A 19,864-nucleotide genomic window follows, 5' to 3' on the forward strand; every position below is an offset into this window, starting at 1 on the left:
TTTACATTTTAAAAGTATATTTTCGGTTTATCTCAAATTCCTGCTGACAGGCAATGTCTTCGGAAGAGCCTCCTGCCATGACTGTAAAACGTCCCGGTTCCACGGCCCATTCACCGTCCCGCATATACAGGGCCAACGACTTCTTGTCGAGAGTAAAAGTTATTTCCCGGGTCTCACCTGCTTTCAGGCGTACACGGCTGAAAGCACGCAGCTGTCTGTCAGGAGTTGTAAAGCTGCCGACTTCATCCCGCAGATAAAGCTGCACCACTTCGTCACCATCCACTGTACCCTGGTTGCGTACAGTTACCGATACATCTACCCGGCAGTGATTGCTTTCTTCACTCACCCGAACCTTCATGCCGGTATAGGAGAACATCGTATAGCTAAGGCCATAGCCAAAAGGATAACGGGGAGTACCCGCCTCTTCTATATAGCGACTGCGATTTCCCTTACGTTTCGTATTATAGTATACCGGAAGCTGTCCGACCGAACGCGGAACGGAAAGTGTGAGACGACCTGCCGGATTGTAATCGCCAAATAGCACATCTGCCACAGCATTTCCTCCCTGCATACCCGGATACCAGGCATCAAGAATTGCATCTGCTTCCTGAATGACTCCCTCCATCAATAACGGGCGCCCTTTGATCAGGACCAATACCATCGGCTTACCCAATTTGCGAACCTCTTCCAGCAATTCCAATTGTCTGCCCATAAGATGAAGTGTGGCACGGTCATATCCCTCTCCACTTTCCATATCACTGACCCGGTTTGCAGAGACCTTGGCGGCTCCTGTCTCTTCATATTCCGAAGAAAAATCCCGGGCACTCGATCCTCCTACTACCATCACCACGACATCGGCACTACGGGCAGCCTCTATGGCATCGGCAAATCCGGTACGGGAAGAATCCCGCACGGCACAACCTTTGGCATAAAGCACACGGGTGTCTTTAGAAACTTTTTGCCGGATGCCCTCCAGAACAGTCACCACAGAACCGTCTGCCTGAGGGGCTGTATAGTCACCAAGCATATTATAACCATTATCGGCATTGGGACCTATGACGGCAAGGGTACGAATATCCTTCTTCAACGGTAACAGCTTGTCTTCATTCTTAAGCAGAACGATCGACTGACGGGCAACTTCACGAGCCAGTCCGATATGCTCGGGAGAGGCGACCAGTTGTGCCGGACGCTTATCATCAACAAACGGAGCATCAAACAATCCCATGTGGAATTTGAGAGATAATATGCGGCGTACCGCCTTATCTACTGTCTCCATAGCGACATCTCCTTTTCGAACTGCGGCAACCAGTTGTTCCGCATATACATTCGTCCCCAGATCACTATCCACCCCGGCATTCACAGCTTTCACGGCTGCTTCATAGTCACTGCCTGCAACTCCGTGTTCCCGTAATCCGCCAATAGCATACAAATCGGACACGACGAAACCTTTGAATTGCCAACGGTCTTTCAAAATATCTGTCAGCAAATAGCGGCTTCCGGTACACGGATTACCGTCTATTTCATTATACGAACTCATCACCGACAATGCTCCTGCCCCTACAGCTTCACGAAAAGGAGGGAAAATAGCTTCTTCCAGTTCACGTTCGCCCAGATGAGCAGTACCTCCGTTGTGTCCCCCTTCGGTCCAGCCATACGAGGCAAAATGCTTGAGAGTGGCAATTACGCTTTTACGCCCCCTTAGTGTGTCCCCTTGAAAACCGCGAACCAAAGCAGCTCCCATCACTCCATTCAGATAAGGGTCTTCTCCGTAAGTCTCTTCCACACGTGACCAACGCGGATCGCGGGCTAAATCAAGTACCGGCCCATAACCGATATGCGCTCCCTGAGCACTTGCTTCGGTTGCAATAATACGCCCCATCTGCCGGATCAGCTCCGGATTCCAGGTACTGGCCTGACCAATGGAAGTGGGAAAAACGGTTGTACCAATCGCCATATGTCCATGAGGGCATTCTTCCGCCAGGAACAACGGAATGCCCAAACGGCTATGCTCCATGACAAAAGCCTGAAGACGGTTGGAGGCGCGGGCAGCCAATGAAGGATTGAGGCCGGTATGCAGTGTGCGCCGTGTCCATGGATCGGCCCGCATAAAGCCCCAGAGTGCCCCGATATGATATTCGCTGATTTCCTTTTCCAACCGTGCAGTCAGGCGAATTTCCTCTCCCACCCGTTCGTACATCGACCATCCCAATGAAGTAAGCATCTGGCCTACCTTTTCTTCCAGCGTCATCTGTGACAGAAGGTGCTCCACACGCTCTTCTACCGGAACAGAGGGATTTTCATAGGTATCCATCTGCCCGTTCTTATTCAGATCATAAAAAAGGAGCCGCGTTGCTTTATCTTTTTTCTTCCCGAACGTATCCTTGCCATGGATCGGGCATATGGGAATCACTCCCAGCAACAGAATACACAGTAATTTCATTTTCATTGTTTCTGAATTATCTGGTTAATATCATTTACCGTCTCTCTAATCATATACACTGTCGAATCCGTTGCATAAACCGAATTCAGCCCTTGTTCTTCCTGCCCCGGATCTCCCATGTAGTCATCTCCTTTTTGCCAGAAGAGGTGGCGGGGTTGTGCAAATCCACCCCATGCCCAGAAATTACATCCTTGAAAAACGCCTTTCCCGGCAGCATGCTTTTTGACGATATCAAACACTTCCCTATAATAAAGGTCTCGTTGGACAGTCGGGCTGTCCGAGGCAAACTTTACGCTGTCTCTCGGCAAACCGAACTCTTCAAGCACCAACGGCTTGTTTATCTTATGGGCCTCTTGGGCATGTATGTCAATATAAGAGCAAGTATTCTTTATGGCCTGTCCGAGAGTTCCCGGAATATCTTTCTTATCGATCCATCCCCAATTGTTCGGCCAGATATGAATCGTGGTATAATCGATATTGGCATCGGCATGAATGGAAGTCCAAAGTGAAAGATCTCCTTCACAACCGGCCATTCCCTCCGATCCGACCGAGACCAGATGATTAGGGTCCAATGATTTAATAAGTGCCGCACAATCCGCAATCCACGCCGCAAAGCTTTCCTTATTCTCCTCACCGAACGGACGGGGCTCATTTCCTATCTGCCAGGACATGATCGCAGGATCTTCACTGTATTTCTTTCCCGTGTACCGGTTGACACGATTCACGACGTGGGTAACATGATTCCGGAACAGACGGTGTGCTTTTTCAGACTTAGCGTATTGTGCCACATAACCGGAGAAAGCATCCCACCCGGCTATATTCGGCATCGGTACCTCACCGTGCCCCGCCCAATAAAGGTATTGGGAATATCCGCCCGACCACTCCCAACTATTGTTCAGGAAAAGCACAGCATACATATCCCGTTTGCCCAACTCCGATAAGAAATAATCGAGTCCGTCGAAAATAGTATCGTTATATACGCCTGCTTCTATCTGAAGCGCAGGTTCAGCTTTTGTCGGGATACCATCTTTTCCATCGGCCCCGACAAGAACACGCAGGTTATTGATTCCATGGGCTTTCAGGTGATCGAGTTCACGAAGCAACCTTTCACGATTACCCCCCTGCCCCTGTGACCCCAATATGGCTCCATACCAGAAATTGGTCCCAATATAATAGTAAGGTTTTCCATTCACCGTCAGACGCCCGTCTGACACACGGACAAAAGGATCGGAAGAAATCCGGGGAGAAGTACATGCCCCGAACACGACCAGCAAGGTCAGTAGTATACTCGATAGGGTTTTCATAATTATCAGATGTTTTATTTATAAGATTCTTTTCACTCTGTAACTGATATTGCAAAGATAAGCGTCGTCCCCATATATACCTAATACTATCTTAGCATTCCATGATATTATTATAAGCAGGTTAAGGCCAAGTATAGAAATCGGGAATCTCATCTGCAAAAAGTATCAGGGAATCTTCCTTAAACCGGCAAAAATCGGTTGCAGCCGGATGTCCTTTATAAGGAGCAAACCCGGACCAGCTACACACATAGTTCAAGGCTACTCTTTCCGAACGCAGGATGGACAACAATTGCGTATACCACAACGAGTCACGGGTCTGTGTACCGGTCTCGGTAATAGCCGAAAGTTTTGCATGCTGCCGGGCATACTGAGTCAGTATACGTGCTTTCAAAACAACCAGAGAAGTGTCTCCTCCATCCGGACGAAAATCCCAGTAATTATCCATTCCTACCACATCTACATATTCATCTCCCGGATAGCGTTCCAGGTATTCGGCTTCGGTAGTAAAGCCACAATCAGGAGAGAAAGCATACAGAAAGTTATGTACCTGCAGAGAGTCCCTGAGGTAAGTGACCGTAAACCGATATAATTCTTTAAACTCCTCAACCCGGCAATGATTTCTGCCCCACCAGAACCAGTTGCCATCAAACTCATGCCAGGGACGGAATATAATGGGAATCAATTCTCCGTTGTCGGCTTTTGCATTGTGGGCAAAGTCGGCAATGATTTTCAGGTCAGCCTTAAATATAGCATGATGGGAACCTCCCGGTAAGATATGGCGGACCACCCGGGTGGTATCATAAAAGTTTCCACCGGTCACCGGATTGTAATAATGCCAGCAGAATGTAATCACGTTACCTCGGTTATATGCAGCATGAAACTTCTGCCGGATGTAATCCGGGTCTTTTGTTTCCCAACTACGGGGATTTGTAAAATGAAGAAAATCAAAGCTGGCCAAAGCAGGATAAGTTCCCGTCACATCGTATGCGTCACATCGGTTCGCTTCATCCCGCCAGCGTGTGGTATCCGAGTCAAACCCATCCATTTCATAATTATGTTGTCCGTAAACAACCTGTTTCCCGGTCAGTTGGCGCAAGTTATAAAACAAAGCTGCCGTCCGTTCAGTTGCGCCTGAATCAACCAGCATCTGTCTGGTTTCTGTCAGCAAATTCCTTTGCGGGGGAACACAGGACAGGATGCAGACCACAGTAGCAATGTATATTCCAATTCTTTTCATTGATAATCTATTTGAATGATATCTGATACCTCACTTTCACAATCCCACCGTGATACGGAAGTCAGGCGATAATAATAAGTCCCTTTTAAAGGAGTTCCGTCAAAATCGAATCCATTATCGGCAAAGGTGCATGTATTTCCAGCTACAAACGTCACAAACGTACCTACCCCGACTGCAAAATCAGGAGTCTTAGCACGATAGATGCGATACATTTCCGCATTTTCCGTACAAGTCCAGTACATACGGTTATTATCGATTTGTTTTACCACCGGAGGTATCGGCTTATCATTCCCCTGTACTCCCGTCACCACTACCATATGATTCCGGAACGGAGCAGAGGCCGGATAAAAGGAGGTATTGTGAGAATCGGAAACAGAAATATAATATTCTATTCCTTTTTCGGTAATCCCGGAAGCAGGCAACGTCAATGTGAAGACAGCTCTGACCCGGCGTTCAAACGGCAACTCTTTCCATACTTTATCTCCCGGTTTCCGATAGTGAAGTGTTCCGGATACAACTTCGGGCAAGCGGTCTTCAACCACAGAAAACCGGATATGCAACGGAGCTCCCTTCATTACGGAAGTCACCGGAGAATTAATAACAATAACCGGTGCTTCACGATCTGCATTTCCAGCCGGACACCGGGCAGGTATTCCCAAAGGACTCTTATGCCCTTCAACATCCACCGTGTACACCGAATAGACAGCAACTCCATGAAACATATCCCGATAGCATGTCACACTGGCTACCAATGTATCAATTTCTTCTCCATTACGACAAACAACAAAAGCCTTTGCCACCGGTTCTTCATTACGCCAACTGACCAATGCTCCCTCACGGGTTCCCTTGGCTGTGATATGCGAAGGTGCCTGTACCCGCTGTTGCTTACGAAGTTGATTGATTTTCGCTACATAATTCTGTTTGACAAATCTATTCTGAGTACTCATGATATTCCCGTAGGACGAAATATCCTCGATACGATACAGGAAGCTGCGCGCCCATTCATCCATCTTTCCGGGTAAATCATCCCACCGATAAGCTTCAAAACCGGCATTCAACGCAATGTGGCAAGCAGCACCCTGAATACGCGCACGCAACCGGGAAAGACGCAACCTCTGAAGTGCATCCGGAGTAACCGCCATACAACTATCAATGGTTTTCAATTGTGCTTCAGCTAATTTTTCCGCCCCGGCTATCACATCAAAAGGTTGAAAACGAATATACAATGTATGAATACCCTTCAATCCGCTCACCGGAACCGTCAGCGTTCTCCAAGATTGCCACCCTTCCGTATTCTTTACCTCAAACCGGGCGATAACAGGGCCTTCCAGACGGTCCAGACAAACAGTGGCAACCCCACCCGAAGATGCAGAAGCGACCCGAACGGACATCCGCTCAGGACTATTACTAAAATCAACCGCAGGATACTCCAACCAGTCATCCGCCATAATATACCCTACACACTCACCACTTTCATCACAAGGGGCATTTTGGGTACCTTTCTTCTCTTTGTATCCGGTAGCTTCTATCTTTACGGTTTCTCCATTTTTCCCGATAAAAGCCATCGAACAAAAGTTCATCAACGGATAAGTATGCACCACCTGATTAAATCCGGGTGTTTCCTGACACTCGCCAAAGTCAGTGGCAAAAGGCTCGTTTTGATTGATAATACCGGTAATGGCATCGGCCGCATTTTTCCCGTAACTGGCACATGCAAAATCCCGATATACCTTCTCCGAAGAATCCAGTACTTCACGCTTATACCAGGGGGCCTTACTGATATACCACATTTTAGGAGAAATAGCATCGGCCAGTCTCCACGTCAGTGCATAAAAACCATTCATATTGGGAGAAGCATCTCCGAAGGCCCGGATGGTTTCCGAAAGATCCACATTATAAGGATAGTAATATTCAGAACTGTTAAAATCCCGTTCCAACCAGGGACATCCCCAGTATTCACGACTGCCATACACACTTCCCGGTTCGAACGCTGCCGAATAATAAGATATGGGAGCACAAATAACATCTTCGGGCAGACTATTCACTGATTCCGGGGTCAGTCCCCACCCCGATACAGCTATACGGGTAGAAGGCGACATCCGCTTCATCTCTTCATAGAATCCATCAAAAACTCTCCGCCAGCGGGCATAAAAAGCTTCATTCTTCTGACCCTCAGACTGGAAACAAAGCAGATAATCCAGTTCCGGATATTCACAGGCAATTTCTGTAACCTGTGCCTTAATTACTTCTCTATTATCCGGCTCAGTCTGATATTCCGGCAAGAGGACATCGATATCCAATCCTAAGCCTATTTTCACACCACGCAAATGTGCATAGGCGATCACCTTGCGGAATATAGTTGCTCCTTTCTCTTTGATCTGGCTATTCGTCAGCGTTTCATTATGTAACCCATAATCAGCTCCAAAATCATAGTCATCATAAATCCCGGATGCTCCAAAAAGATATTCATTGACATCCCATCCGGGGCAACACCATCCGTGTCCGGTCTTTATGGTAGGCATCCATCCACGTGACAAATGACCTTTATACTCAAAATTATGAAACAATTCATTATGCCCGCAAAACCCATTATAGTTATGAATCATAATAAAATTCATCCGCATCCGCGCAGCCTGATCTATGATGTAACGCCAATCATCCCATGAATAAATCGTAGCCGATTGTGGAAAATTAGTCCAGGGAAGAAATCCGCGAACGGTCATTGTCGGCGTACGTTCATCCCGGATAAACGGTAACTTTGTCTGCGGCTTTTTTTTATCGGGATACACATCCCCGTTCATATAGAAACGCATTCCTAAATGATCCTCCAATAACCCATATACGCCATAAAGCAGTCCACTGGCATCCGCACCGGCAATAACCACCAGTTGCCTGCCTTTTTCCTTCACTGTCCGAATGACATACCCCTGTGCTCCGGGCACTGATGCCAGAGACAGCACTCCATTGTCTTTCCAAGAAGTCATCAACGGATGATCCAGTCTTATAAGCACAAATTCCGTTTTCCTGTCCGGCACTTCTCCATGTCCGACAGATAATAGCCGCCCGGACAACTGATAGTAATATCGTTGAAGCTCTGCTGCCGCATATTCTTCGACCGGTGTACCCGAAGTAGCCAATAAAATCTGTGCTTTGATTGTCGATACTGTCATTGCCAGAATCAGAACAGCCAGCAGGTGATATGCCATTCGTTTCATTTCTATTTTATTTTATTTTCCAGATAAGTTTTAAGTTCATTGTATTCACGCCACACACGCTGGTTCAAAGAGCTAAGAACTCCCAGTTCTCCACGTGAATGAACCCGTTTCACATAAGTATCGAACATCTCTTTGATTGGTGCTGAAAGCAATAACCGGTATGCATCCGCATATTCCTGTGAAGCATCTATTTTCTCACCTTGCGCTTCTTTCTTCTTTAAGGTAAAAGCAGGTATCATAGCCTGATCCACCTCTCCCAAGAAAAGTTCAAAACGAAACATTGCTATGAAACGTTCCAGATTATCCCGCTGCTCCCCTTTTAACTTTTTCAATAATGATTCTCCGGAAGACACCAGTTCTTTCCGTATCCGCACATTATTTTCGTCCAGCAGTCCCCATTCCGGAGTATAGGCGTAAAACTCCGGCGAAGGCACATTCCACTGAATTTGTTTCCGATCCATTCCGGCAAGCAACGGGGTCATTTTTTTAGCCGCATCTTTTCCGAACTCCTCCGTCAGAAATCTGTCATACAACTGCTCCACACTTTCTTTGGCATCTTTATCCGAAGCAAAATGGGCAAACGTTCGGAAATTAAAACGAGGTTCCTCCGTACGCCAGTGGATAGCAACCACTCCGTCCAGATTCTGTTTAGCGGCAAGTTTCACATGTTCACGCATCATATGGACCCTTGGCTGAAAATGCCACAACTGGTGATCGCCTTCCAACCAGGGAACTGCCCATACATTACGGTTCCGGGCAATCTCTCCCAAAAACTCCGGTTGTGGACTTTTCCCCAGATCCGGATTGAGACAACTGAAAATAATATCTTTGGGCAAAGCTCTGTCCAATCCTTTCAGCAATGAAGGTAACTGATGTCCTCCCCCCCAGCCACCAAGGATCAATTTGGCATGCGAACCCTTTGATTTCAGATAATCATAAGTCAGTTTCATATATTCCAGCGCCCACACTCCGACAAAACGGGCCGATGAATCGGCCGCTTCCTCAAAGAAGCTTTCATTTTCCCGATAAGCACGGGCAAAAGGTGCATTCCGCAATGCTTTCTGAGTATCGACTCCCATAAACGAATGTTCATTCAGCCACATCCAGATGTAATCAATATCCGGATAAGCTTTCAGGATATCATCAATTGCAGCATAATGTATCTCGGCTGCTATCTGACTTTTCGGATTCGGAATCATATTCGATTCACCCGGCCAATAGAAACAGTCTCCGGCTACATTCAAAGAAAAGTATTCGGGAGGAATCACTCCGAATTCAAATCCCATAGCCATACGAATTCCCCGTTCATGTGCCATTTTCAATACATCACGCATCAGCCCCTGGGCCCTTTCGTAATGCTCCCGGGGAGAGTGCGAGGTAACCGAACCGTCATTACCGAAAGCTTCTGCCCCTGCAGGTAAGTGGAATGCTTTTCCCGTATCATAAGCAAAGTTTTTCACAGCCATCGGCAGATAGCCCCAACGTGCAGTCAGAGAATTATCAAAACAGGCTTGAGGAAGAATATTCTTATATTCTATTTTTATCATAGGTTCCACATAAGTGGCATAACGCTCACCACCCCCCGTATAATTGTGGAAACCAATGAAGTTGATACCATTTTTCTGACATTCATCCAGATAATTCCGGTAATCTGACAAGTTCCATGAAGTAGGTCCTGACAAGAAATTATGCCAGGGAAGTACCCCCCTGATATTAAATTTCTCCTGTGCCTGCATCCCCAGACAGAAGAACAAACCGATAAACAAATATTGAATTTTCCGCATTGTCATTCTTTTTTTATTCATATTGCGGAGTGAGTTAAAAAGAGGGATAGTTATAAGAAAACTGCCCCTCTTTTACCAACTCTACCCTACATCAGGCAGTCAATAAACTACCTTTCACTAAACACACCTTAATCTTTGGGAACAATACGGAAATTATCAAAGCAGATATCCGTATCTTCCGCCCAACTATTACCCATAATCTGTAAAACTCCATCATTAGGAATGTCCCCTTTCCACATTTCTCCCAGGTCAATAGAAACCGTTTTCCACTCTCCGTTCGTATTCAAGGCGAGTCCCGATGCAAAAGGTTCCCAATCGTAATTAATCTGCGAGAAGTAAAATCGGATCTGTCTTTTGGTCAATGGCTTGATTGTATTTACTTCAAACTTCAGCAAATATTTATCCTGATCGGCAATAACCTCGGGAAAGTATTCGACAGCACACTGTGCAATAGTAGTCACCTCGTTCCAGTCCCAATCATTCGCATCTCCCTTATTAATCTTGAAACGGGAGAATTGTCCGCTGTACGGAGCAGGAACGGGACCATTTATCACATATTTACCACCTCCCCAACCGGTGAACGGGTCAAAGTCACACAGCATATTGCCCTTTTCTATATATTTACCGGGAACCATGACTTCTCCACAAACTGGGCTGACTAATTTAATTTTTGAACCTATTACGGCATCCTCCGGCAACACAAAACTCAGACTGTTACCGGTTGCTTTTGTTATCTCCGCTTCTTTTCCACCAAAGAACAGCTGCCCCGATTCGGTCGTTATCTCATAAAGATCAAAATAATCGCCAACCACCTGCATCGTATCACCTGCCGGCGTAAATTCATTGAACATACCGTTCACCTCCAATTCAGGAATAAACACCGATATCGGAGTAGTTACGGTAGAATTTCCGTTTCCTAAAGTTATCAGATTATTTACCTCTCCCGGAATTACCCTGGGGATCGGAAAAGTTATTTCTCCGGAAGTGATATACGCATCTCTCAAATCAACCTGTACATCATTTACCAGAATCGAATTAACAGCATTCAATCCTGTACCTTGCACAATGATATATTGTGCAAGATTAGCCTGATCGATCCCCTGTTCGCGATCGAGTACCGTAGATACCCGGGTGACAGCCAGAGGGGCATATTCCACTTCATCATCTTTACACGATGCAAACAGACCACAGCCCAGAATCACCCATACGAATAAAATATATCTAAATGTTTTCATTGTATCTTCAATTTTAAATGTTACGAATGTATTCATTACCATCCCGGATTGTTAGAATCAATCTTATCATTAGAGTTCACCTCACTGGTAGGTATCGGATATAGAAGATTACGCTCCAAACGACGTTTAGTCACATTATGCTCATCCATATCGATGGCATTCATCACATCCAGATAGATACCCCAACGGAAAAGATCATAACGGCGGTCAGCTTCATAGGCCAATTCACGGGCACGCTCTTCCAGTACAGCCGAACGGAATTCATCCTGATTCATTCCGGAGAACGGAGTGGCATGGGCACGCGTACGAATGCGGTTCACCTGATTATAGGCCTCAGCGTCCGGTCCGCCATTCAATTCATTGACAGCCTCAGCATAAATCAACATTATATCCGGCAAACGGAGTAACGGAAAGTGAAAATCACTGTTTTTTTGTTTCCGGTCTGTAACAAAAGTAAATTTCGTCAACTTCGCCAATGTCCACCCCTGACCTTCATGATAGACTTCCGTACCATCAAAAGCATTGCCCTGACTGTCATATACCTCCTTATTCTCCACTTTATCTGCATACCAACGGGGATAATAGTTATAGATAACCTTACCATTGGATATTCCATCCGACGCATATCGGTGAATAACTCCATCGACAATACGCGTATCCTGTTCTTCGAAAAGCAGATACCAGTGATCGCGCATACCATACCAGTTACCTTCCATCGTACCGTCTTCTTTGAAAATGCCCACATAATCCTGGCAGATCGTGTTTCCAAAGTCCTTATCACCGCTGATGGCCTGTGCCATCCAGATGTGTTCTCCCTTATTACGGTTTCCTATGGCCCATACGTCCATATAATTATCAAACAGGGTATATTCGTTTATCACCTCCCAAGCTTTGTCACGTGCCAGCGCATAATACTTGGACGGATCAAAAGACTCATAACCTGCAACAGTCTTTGCAATGTGCGTGATAGGTTGTGGTTCAAATATATTCGGATCTCCTCCCTTAACCACGATAGGCACACCGGACATCGCCCCGGAAGCCATAGTAACATATACTTTCGCCAATAACGCTTTGGCAGCTCCGCTCGAGGCACGTCCCGCTACAAACCCGGCATCATCTTTCGAATACATTCCTTCTGCTTGTTCCAGCAATTCAATGATATGTGTGTATACGTCCGATACCGAGGCACGAGGCTGGCTCATAGCTTCCCCTTCCGATATCGATTTCCGGAAAATGGGCACAGGACCGTAATTTCTCACCAGGTTAAAATAAGCCCATGCCTTAAGGAAGCAGAGTTGTGCCAAAGCGTCCTGTTTACTCTCCGGAGTCAGGTTATTCATAGCCGAGATCTTGGATATACCCAGATTTGCCCGGTGAATCAACGTATAGCTGCCCTGCCACATATGATCTATGCCCCAGAATCCTTGTGGATTACCTGCTCCGACATTACCAAATGCCCATGATGCACCCGACGCATAGTCACAATCCATATTGGTCAGATAAAGATAAGAACCCGGAGCAATAAAGCTGGTGATCACTGTATTATAAGTACCTGTCACAAGCTGGGAAGCCGCACTCTCACTGTCTCCCAACTGTTCGGGTGACACAAAATCATAGGCCTTTTCTTCCAGCAAATCATTGCATGAACATGCCAACAGGACTGTCCATAGCAATAACAACGATTTGAATATTATTTTTTTCATGACTTTTCTTGATTTGAGTTAAACATCAGAACGTACACTGTAAACCAAATGAGAAGGTGCGACTACTTGGATACGAGAATAAATCCACGCCACGGCGAGAAGCATCACTACCGAAAGAGTTTACATCCGGATCATACCAGCTATATCCCGAAATGGTGAATACATTGCTGACAGAAGCAAACAGATTGATCGATTCAATTCCCTTGAACGGAGAGACAAACTTATACCCCAGATTAATATTCTTCATTCTCAGATAAGATCCGTCTTCTACATAACGATCAGACAGTTTCATCGTTCTTCCATAGCCGGCATAAGCTTTCGGCCATTTGGCATTCTCCCGGTTTTCGGGTGTCCAGCGAGATTCATATATATTCAGCGGAATATTACCAATACCACTCATAGTCACCTCGAGTAAGTTCGCATTGAAAATATCACCTCCGACACATCCTTGCAGGAAAAAGCTTAAAGAAAAGTTCTTATAAGTAAAATTGTGAGTCATACCGAAAGTGAAATCCGGATTCGTATCCCCAATTACCTGGCGATCAGCATTTGTAATACCGGCTACTCCATCCAAATCTTTATATTTCACCTCACCCACCATTGCTTTACATACGGCTTCTGACTCTTTTGCATAAAACGGGTCGGCTCTTACTTCAGCAATATTATCATAAAAACCATCTTCCACAAATCCATAAATGGTTCCGATCGGCATTCCGTTGCGCTGCAGGAATACATTATCAGCCTTACTCCATCCCTGGGCAAACTGATCTCCCGGAAGTCCGCTGATCTTGTTACGGTTAAAGGAAATATTAGCATCAAAATCCCAGTTGAAGTTCTTACCGGTGATCGCATAGAACTTTCCGGTAATTTCAAGTCCCTTATTCGTTACATTTCCAAAGTTAGTCGTCATATTCGAGAAACCTGTACTTTGTGGTATCTGTATATTCTGCAATAAGTCAGATGTCTTTTTGTAATACAGATCGACAGTCAAATTAATTCTGTTCTGCAGGAATCCCATATCCACACCCACATTATACTGGCTCGTGGTCTCCCACTTCAAATCCGGATTGGCAGGTCCTCTCCAGGTAAGATTGGCAAATCCACTGGAAAGTGCACCGTTAATCGGATAATTGGCCACAGTCAGATAGTCACGGGTAGCATAGGCGCCTATCGCCTGATTACCAGTCTGCCCATAACTTGCACGGAACTTCAGGTTACTAAACAAATTCAGGTCCTTAATAAACTGCTCTTCCGATGCTCTCCAGGCAATAGCTCCTGAAGCAAAGTTAGACCATTTGTTGCCCGGTGCAAACTTACTGGAACCATCCCGACGGAAAGAGGCAGTAAACAGATACTTATTCATCAGGTTATAGTTGGCACGTCCCAGGAAAGAAACCAGAGAAGTCATTCCGCGTCCACTGGTCGGCTTCTGCGGATTCACAGCGGCACTCATATCAAAGTCTTCCGTCAGGTCCTGGGGGAATCCGGTAGCTACCATTGCTTTATTACCATAGTCCCCTCTTTCATAAGAGAAAGCAGCAACCACATTCAACGAATGATTCTTATTGAAAGTTTTGTTGTAAGTCGCCATCGTTTCAAGTACCAGATTCTTCGCCCAGTTATCAGCTTTTGAGGCGTATCCGTTTGTCGGATCTTTACCTTCCACCGTCTCTCTGTTATAGTACACATCACGTTCGTTTATATTATAGGAGAAACCCACATTCTGACGAACTTTCAAATCCTTATACGGTGTGATTTCCACAAATGAAGAAGAGAAGAAACTATTCGTTGTCAATTCATCTTTAGCTGCACGGGTATATACATAAGGATTCGATGAGAACCAGTTCAACTGGGCATTATTCGTTTCATCGTCCAAGGGTGCTGTAGCCGGATAGAACAAGGCCCCCCGGATAATACCATCACTGACAGAATTGGTTTTGGCAAGCTTGTTCAATGAATTGGTAAAACTCATATTCGTACCGATTTCAATCCAGTCGTGTACCTTACGAGCGAGATTCGCACGGAATGAATAACGTTTGTATCCGGAGTTATGAATGATACCGCTCTGATCCAGTATATTACCGGAGATTGCATAATACCCCTTATCATTCGAACCGTTCACGCTCAGATTGTATTCCTGGGAAAAAGCTGTTTCAAATACTTCATCCTGCCAGTTTACACTGGGATACGTACCATTCCGATAATCTTCCGGTCCCGGAGAATAAACCGATTCACCGGTATTCGGGTCCACTTTCGAAGTGCCCGGATAAGGAATAGCTTCATTTGCATTCTCGTATTCATTAAACATCCGTGCTGCTTCATTCCTATACAATGCATATGTATATCCATCCAGCATATCCAGTTTCTTCACTACCTTTGAAATTCCGAAGTTAGCACTGAAACTGATATTGTCTTTTCCCTTCGCACCACGCTTGGTGGTAATCAACACCACTCCGTTCGCACCGCGTGATCCGTAAATAGCCGTAGCTGAAGCATCCTTCAGGATCTCAATAGACTCGATATCCGACGGATTAATCGTCGACAACGGATTGGCCGTCTGCATCATACCATCTTTACCTGTTCCGGGCATTCCACTACTGGTAAAAGGAATACCATCTACAATGTAAAGCGGTTCTGTAGAAGTTGAAAACGAGTTCGCACCACGAATCTGAATACTCACGCCTGCTCCGGGAGCACCATCATTCTGGTTGACCTGCACACCTGCAATACGCCCCTGAAGTCCCTGGTTGATACTGATCGGATTGGTTTTCATCAAGTCTTCGCTTTTGATACTGGTGACCGATCCTGTCAAGTCACTCTTCTTCATTGTACCATAGCCTATGACTACCACCTCATCCAGCAGTTCAGTATCTTCCTTCATTGTCACATTGAGTATTTTCTGTCCGGGTTTTAAAGTAATCTCCTGTTCTTTATACCCCACACACGAGAAGACCAGTACATTTTTGCCACTCGGAACGTTTACACTGTATTTACCGTCCACATTGGCAATAGAACCGGTTCCGGCACCTTTGACCAGTACATTGGCTCCAATCAATGGAGATCCATCGTTAGCATCGGTGATTACGCCTGTAACAATGGTTTGCTGAGCCATCATATGGCTGCTCATCAAGAGCGCCATCAGAAACAACATCATGTTCTTCATACTATTACACTGATTTAAAATGATTAATTTTGTGATAATGCAAAAATAGAGTCAACCGGGAGAACAAACAAGTATGATTTTATCATTCACTTATGCAATTCAGACAAACACTCTTTATTTCTTTTCTGCCTTCAATGCATCCGTTATTCTACCATAGTTTATCTAAAAGACGAAATCGAGACTTGTTTTATCCCAATATCGGAGAACTTTCTCAAATGTAAAATTAGTGCAGTTATCATTAACAATCCAGTATTATTTTATCCGATAGTGATACAATCAGCACACCCTTACATCAGAGAACAAGTACATAAAGAAATTACCTTCAAACAATCTTTCCTTAAAAAAACACTACTACCTCAGAACCTGTAAAAACCAACCTTATTGTATCTTAACCTCAAAACCTTTCGTAACACCCTTTGCCAGTCCCGGTTGTCCGGAACCTATAAACAGCGTATACTTTCCGGTAAGCATCCTCCAGTTTCCATTTTCCCAGACCGACAACTCCCGGGGAGGTATATTAAATTCAACTCTCTTCTTTTCACCCGGAGCAAGTTTCACCTTTTTAAACGCTACCAATTTTTTCAACGGATATGTATAGACAGGAGTATTTTCTCTGGAAACATACACCTGGACGACTTCTTCTCCGGTCCATTTACCGGTATTGGATAATTCAACCGAACATTGCAACGTTGTGCCCGATTTCAAGGTATCATTTCCTTGTATACCATCGAACCCAAATGATGTATAACTCAACCCATGACCGAAACCATATAAAGGATCTTCCTTCATATAACGATAAGTACGCCCTTTCCACATATCAAAATCCAGGATATCCGGCAACTGATCTTCTGCCCGATAAATAGTCATAGGTAACTTACCCGATGGATTTTCGTTCCCAAACAATAAATCGGCCAGGGCTCTACCGGCTTCCTGCCCGGGGTACCAGGCCTGCATAATCGCCGGTATATGCACATCCGCCCATTCAGAAGTTAGCGGATTTCCCGAATGGAAAACCAATACGATCCTCGGGTTCACTTGATAAATAGCTTTCAGCAGTTTCTCCTGTTCTTCCGGTAAGTAAATAGAAGTCATATCATGATTCTCTCTTGCCATTTTTTCATCACTTCCCAAAGCTACAAGCACCACATCCACTCCTTTTACCGCAGCCACAATAGAATCCCTGGAAGCTCCTATACCGTTCAAATAGTTGACTTTTCCTCTTTTACCCATCAAATCTTTCACCCCTTTCAAAAGTGTAATCGAATAAGGAGGCTGTCCACTATATCCACCTAAATAATTATGATCGGCAAACGGGCCTACTACAGCTACCGATTTAGTCTTCTCCTTACTTAAAGGCAACAGATTTTCATTTTTCAATAGCACAACCGACTTGACAGCCGCTTCATAAGCAAGTTCCGCAAACTTCTTGCCAGCCAATAGCTTCTTATCGTAATGATTATAAGGCACAAGTTCCATCGGATCAAATTCTCCCAACTTAAACCTCGCGGTCAGCACCCGCGTTAAAGCCTGATCAATAGTAGCTTCCGAGATTAAGCCCAGTTTCACTGCCTGAACCAATTTCTCTTTATATGTAGTGCCACATTCCAAATCACACCCACTGTTGACACCCAGCGCTGCCGCTTCCTCCAACGAATTCACGACCCTATGCTGCCAATTCATCACCCCAATGGCCCCGCAATCAGAAACTACAAATCCGTCAAATTCCCACTCTTTTCTCAGCACTTCACCGAGCAGCCAACGGGAGCCACTGGGAGGCACACCGTTAAAAGCATTATAAGCCGTCATTACCGACTGCACGCCTGCCTCTTTCACGCAAGCTTCGTAAGCCGGAAAATAATATTCATACAACTGTTTCGTCGGTATTTGCGAAGAGCTGGAAAAGCGATTGTTCTCTTCGTTGTTAGCCACAAAGTGTTTGATTGTTGCGACAGTTTTCAGATAAGCCGGATGATCACCCTGTAGCCCCTTCACAAAGGCTACTCCAAGCCGTGAAGTCAGATACGGATCTTCACCATAAGTCTCTTCATTTCTTCCCCAGCGCGGGTCACGAGCCATATTGATAGTAGGCGACCAGTAAGTGAGCCCCTTTCCTATTTCCAGATATTTCAGTCGCGCCTCCGTAGAAATAGCAGAAGCCACCCGCTTTACCAATACCGTATCCCAGGTAGAAGCCAGATTAATAGCCTGTGGAAAAACAGTCACTTCACCTGCACGAGCCACTCCATGGAGACATTCATTCCAATAATTATAAGCAGGAAGATTCAGCCTGGGGATGCTATCACTTTCGCTCACGAGTTGAGATGCCTTCTCTGCCAGTGTCATCTGTTGGATGAGTGTTTTCACGCGAACGGCAATCGGTTGCGACAAATCTCCGATAATCCTCTCTTTCACACCGCGGACTTCCACTTTTCCTCCTGCATTAAAAGCCGGACAATCCTCACACCCTCCATTGTCTTGAGCTCTCAACATTATACCGGCAGAAAGTAGAATCCCTATCATTACTATTTTTGTTTGCATGTCTTTCATATTCTATCTCCACTGTTTTTAGTTCATACGCTTTTCAATAATGCAAAATTATCGGGATTCCATCAAACCATCCAGTATTATTTTATCCATTCATAATACAATTATTATTTTGATAACTTATGTTGCTTTATAAATCCATTATCTTTGCACATAGTTAATCCTCAAATACTCCAGAATATGATCAATCCTATTTATTCAGCAGATAAGGCGAGATACTCAGGTGGAATGAAGTATCGCCGTTGTGGCAAAAGCGGTATACTGTTACCGGAAGTTTCCCTGGGCCTCTGGCATAACTTCGGTGATGTAGATACATTAGCCAATAGCCTTCGAATGGCTCACTTTGCATTCGACAAAGGCATCACACATTTCGACCTGGCTAATAACTACGGTCCCTCTTATGGCTCAGCCGAGGAGACGTTCGGGCTAATCATGAAGAAATCCTTTATGCCCTATCGTGATGAGCTATTCATATCCACCAAAGCCGGACATGATATGTGGGAAGGTCCTTACGGGAACTGGAGCTCCCGAAAATATCTGATGAGCAGTCTCAACCAGAGTTTAAAACGCATGAATCTGGAATATGTAGATATTTTCTATACCCACCGTTACGATCCCGAAACTCCACTTGAAGAAACTCTTCAGGCACTCGTCGACATTGTCCGGCAAGGTAAGGCCCTCTACATCGGTATTTCCAAATACCCCAAAGAAAAAGCAGAGTTTGCCTACCGATATCTGGAAGAGCGAGACGTACATTGTCTCCTCTATCAGGGACGATATAACCTGTTTAACCGTGAACCGGAAGCACAAGGTATCCTCCGGCAAGCCCAAGAGAACGGTACCGGCTTTATCGCCTTTTCTCCTCTGGCTCAGGGTCTGCTCACCAACCGGTATCTAAATGGAATTCCTGAAGATTCAAGGATAGCCCGCGGAGGTTTCCTGAAAAAAGAACAACTGACCGATCAAGTATTAAATAAAATCAAAGCATTGAATGAAGTGGCAGGCAGTCGCGGACAAACCTTAGCCGAAATGGCATTAGCCTGGATATTGAAAGATGATCTGGTAACCTCCGTCATTATCGGCGCCAGTTCCGTCAGTCAACTGGCAGACAACCTGAAAGCGACGGAAAACTGTAAGTTCAGTCCGGACGAGCTGCAACGTATCGGGAGCATTCTTCAATAAACTCTTTTTCATCACAGATTAACAGATCACACAGATGTGTAATATTCAGATTATCAA

Annotated in this window: 10 protein-coding genes; 1 reads left to right on the plus strand and 9 read right to left on the minus strand. The window is 45.2% G+C overall.

Annotated elements, in window-relative coordinates; translation table 11 throughout:
- Position 1: 1 nt before the first annotated feature.
- The 9 genes from KO473_RS12070 to KO473_RS12110 form a co-directional block, all read right to left on the minus strand.
- Positions 2-2,446 (minus strand): glycoside hydrolase family 3 N-terminal domain-containing protein, encoded by a 2,445-nt coding sequence (locus KO473_RS12070; RefSeq protein WP_122130242.1) that lies wholly within the window; start codon positions 2,444-2,446, stop codon positions 2-4.
- Entirely contained in the window at positions 2,443-3,744 is a 1,302-nt protein-coding gene (locus KO473_RS12075; protein WP_181996023.1) for a beta-galactosidase, read from the minus strand. The genes KO473_RS12070 and KO473_RS12075 overlap by 4 nt, the downstream gene beginning before the upstream one ends.
- Before the next feature lie 121 nt (positions 3,745-3,865).
- A complete protein-coding gene (locus KO473_RS12080) occupies positions 3,866-4,981 on the minus strand; it encodes a glycoside hydrolase family 26 protein (RefSeq protein WP_005810286.1) in 1,116 nt (371 codons plus the stop codon).
- On the minus strand, positions 4,978-8,196 hold the full coding sequence (locus KO473_RS12085) for a carbohydrate-binding protein (protein ID WP_122130244.1): 3,219 nt from the start codon (positions 8,194-8,196) through the stop codon (positions 4,978-4,980). Before KO473_RS12085 ends, KO473_RS12080 begins: the two co-directional genes overlap by 4 nt.
- Before the next feature lie 2 nt (positions 8,197-8,198).
- Positions 8,199-9,980 (minus strand): hypothetical protein, encoded by a 1,782-nt coding sequence (locus KO473_RS12090; protein ID WP_122130245.1) that lies wholly within the window; start codon positions 9,978-9,980, stop codon positions 8,199-8,201.
- A 128-nt stretch (positions 9,981-10,108) separates the two neighbouring features.
- Positions 10,109-11,251: a glycan-binding surface protein gene (locus KO473_RS12095; RefSeq protein WP_216035121.1), complete on the minus strand. Its 1,143-nt coding sequence runs from the start codon at positions 11,249-11,251 to the stop codon at positions 10,109-10,111.
- Positions 11,251-12,918, minus strand: coding sequence for a RagB/SusD family nutrient uptake outer membrane protein (locus KO473_RS12100; protein ID WP_122130246.1), 1,668 nt, complete (start codon positions 12,916-12,918; stop codon positions 11,251-11,253). Before KO473_RS12100 ends, KO473_RS12095 begins: the two co-directional genes overlap by 1 nt.
- Positions 12,919-12,943: 25 nt before the next feature.
- The gene (locus tag KO473_RS12105; protein ID WP_032531143.1) at positions 12,944-16,081 is read right to left on the minus strand and encodes a TonB-dependent receptor; all 3,138 of its coding nucleotides are present in this window, start codon (positions 16,079-16,081) and stop codon (positions 12,944-12,946) included.
- Between the two features lie 378 nt (positions 16,082-16,459).
- Complete coding sequence (locus KO473_RS12110; protein WP_122130247.1) at positions 16,460-18,628, minus strand: glycoside hydrolase family 3 C-terminal domain-containing protein; 2,169 nt, start codon at positions 18,626-18,628, stop codon at positions 16,460-16,462.
- A 177-nt stretch (positions 18,629-18,805) separates the two neighbouring features.
- Here KO473_RS12110 and KO473_RS12115 point away from each other — a divergent pair, with 177 nt between their 5' ends.
- Complete coding sequence (locus tag KO473_RS12115) at positions 18,806-19,807, plus strand: aldo/keto reductase (protein WP_032537333.1); 1,002 nt, start codon at positions 18,806-18,808, stop codon at positions 19,805-19,807.
- Positions 19,808-19,864: the final 57 nt, after the last annotated feature.

Source organism: Bacteroides sp. HF-4919 (genome assembly GCF_018860125.1).

Bases quoted from the DNA above. Each gene is read 5' to 3' on its own strand.
- KO473_RS12115 (WP_032537333.1), top strand. From the start codon at position 18,806: ATGATCAATCCTATTTATTCAGCAGATAAGGCGAGATACTCAGGTGGA.
- KO473_RS12070 (WP_122130242.1), bottom strand. From the start codon at position 2,446: ATGAAAATGAAATTACTGTGTATTCTGTTGCTGGGAGTGATTCCCATA.
- KO473_RS12100 (WP_122130246.1), bottom strand. From the start codon at position 12,918: ATGAAAAAAATAATATTCAAATCGTTGTTATTGCTATGGACAGTCCTG.
- KO473_RS12105 (WP_032531143.1), bottom strand. From the start codon at position 16,081: ATGAAGAACATGATGTTGTTTCTGATGGCGCTCTTGATGAGCAGCCAT.
- KO473_RS12095 (WP_216035121.1), bottom strand. From the start codon at position 11,251: ATGAATACATTCGTAACATTTAAAATTGAAGATACAATGAAAACATTT.
- KO473_RS12110 (WP_122130247.1), bottom strand. From the start codon at position 18,628: ATGAAAGACATGCAAACAAAAATAGTAATGATAGGGATTCTACTTTCT.
- KO473_RS12090 (WP_122130245.1), bottom strand. From the start codon at position 9,980: ATGCGGAAAATTCAATATTTGTTTATCGGTTTGTTCTTCTGTCTGGGG.
- KO473_RS12075 (WP_181996023.1), bottom strand. From the start codon at position 3,744: ATGAAAACCCTATCGAGTATACTACTGACCTTGCTGGTCGTGTTCGGG.
- KO473_RS12085 (WP_122130244.1), bottom strand. From the start codon at position 8,196: ATGAAACGAATGGCATATCACCTGCTGGCTGTTCTGATTCTGGCAATG.
- KO473_RS12080 (WP_005810286.1), bottom strand. From the start codon at position 4,981: ATGAAAAGAATTGGAATATACATTGCTACTGTGGTCTGCATCCTGTCC.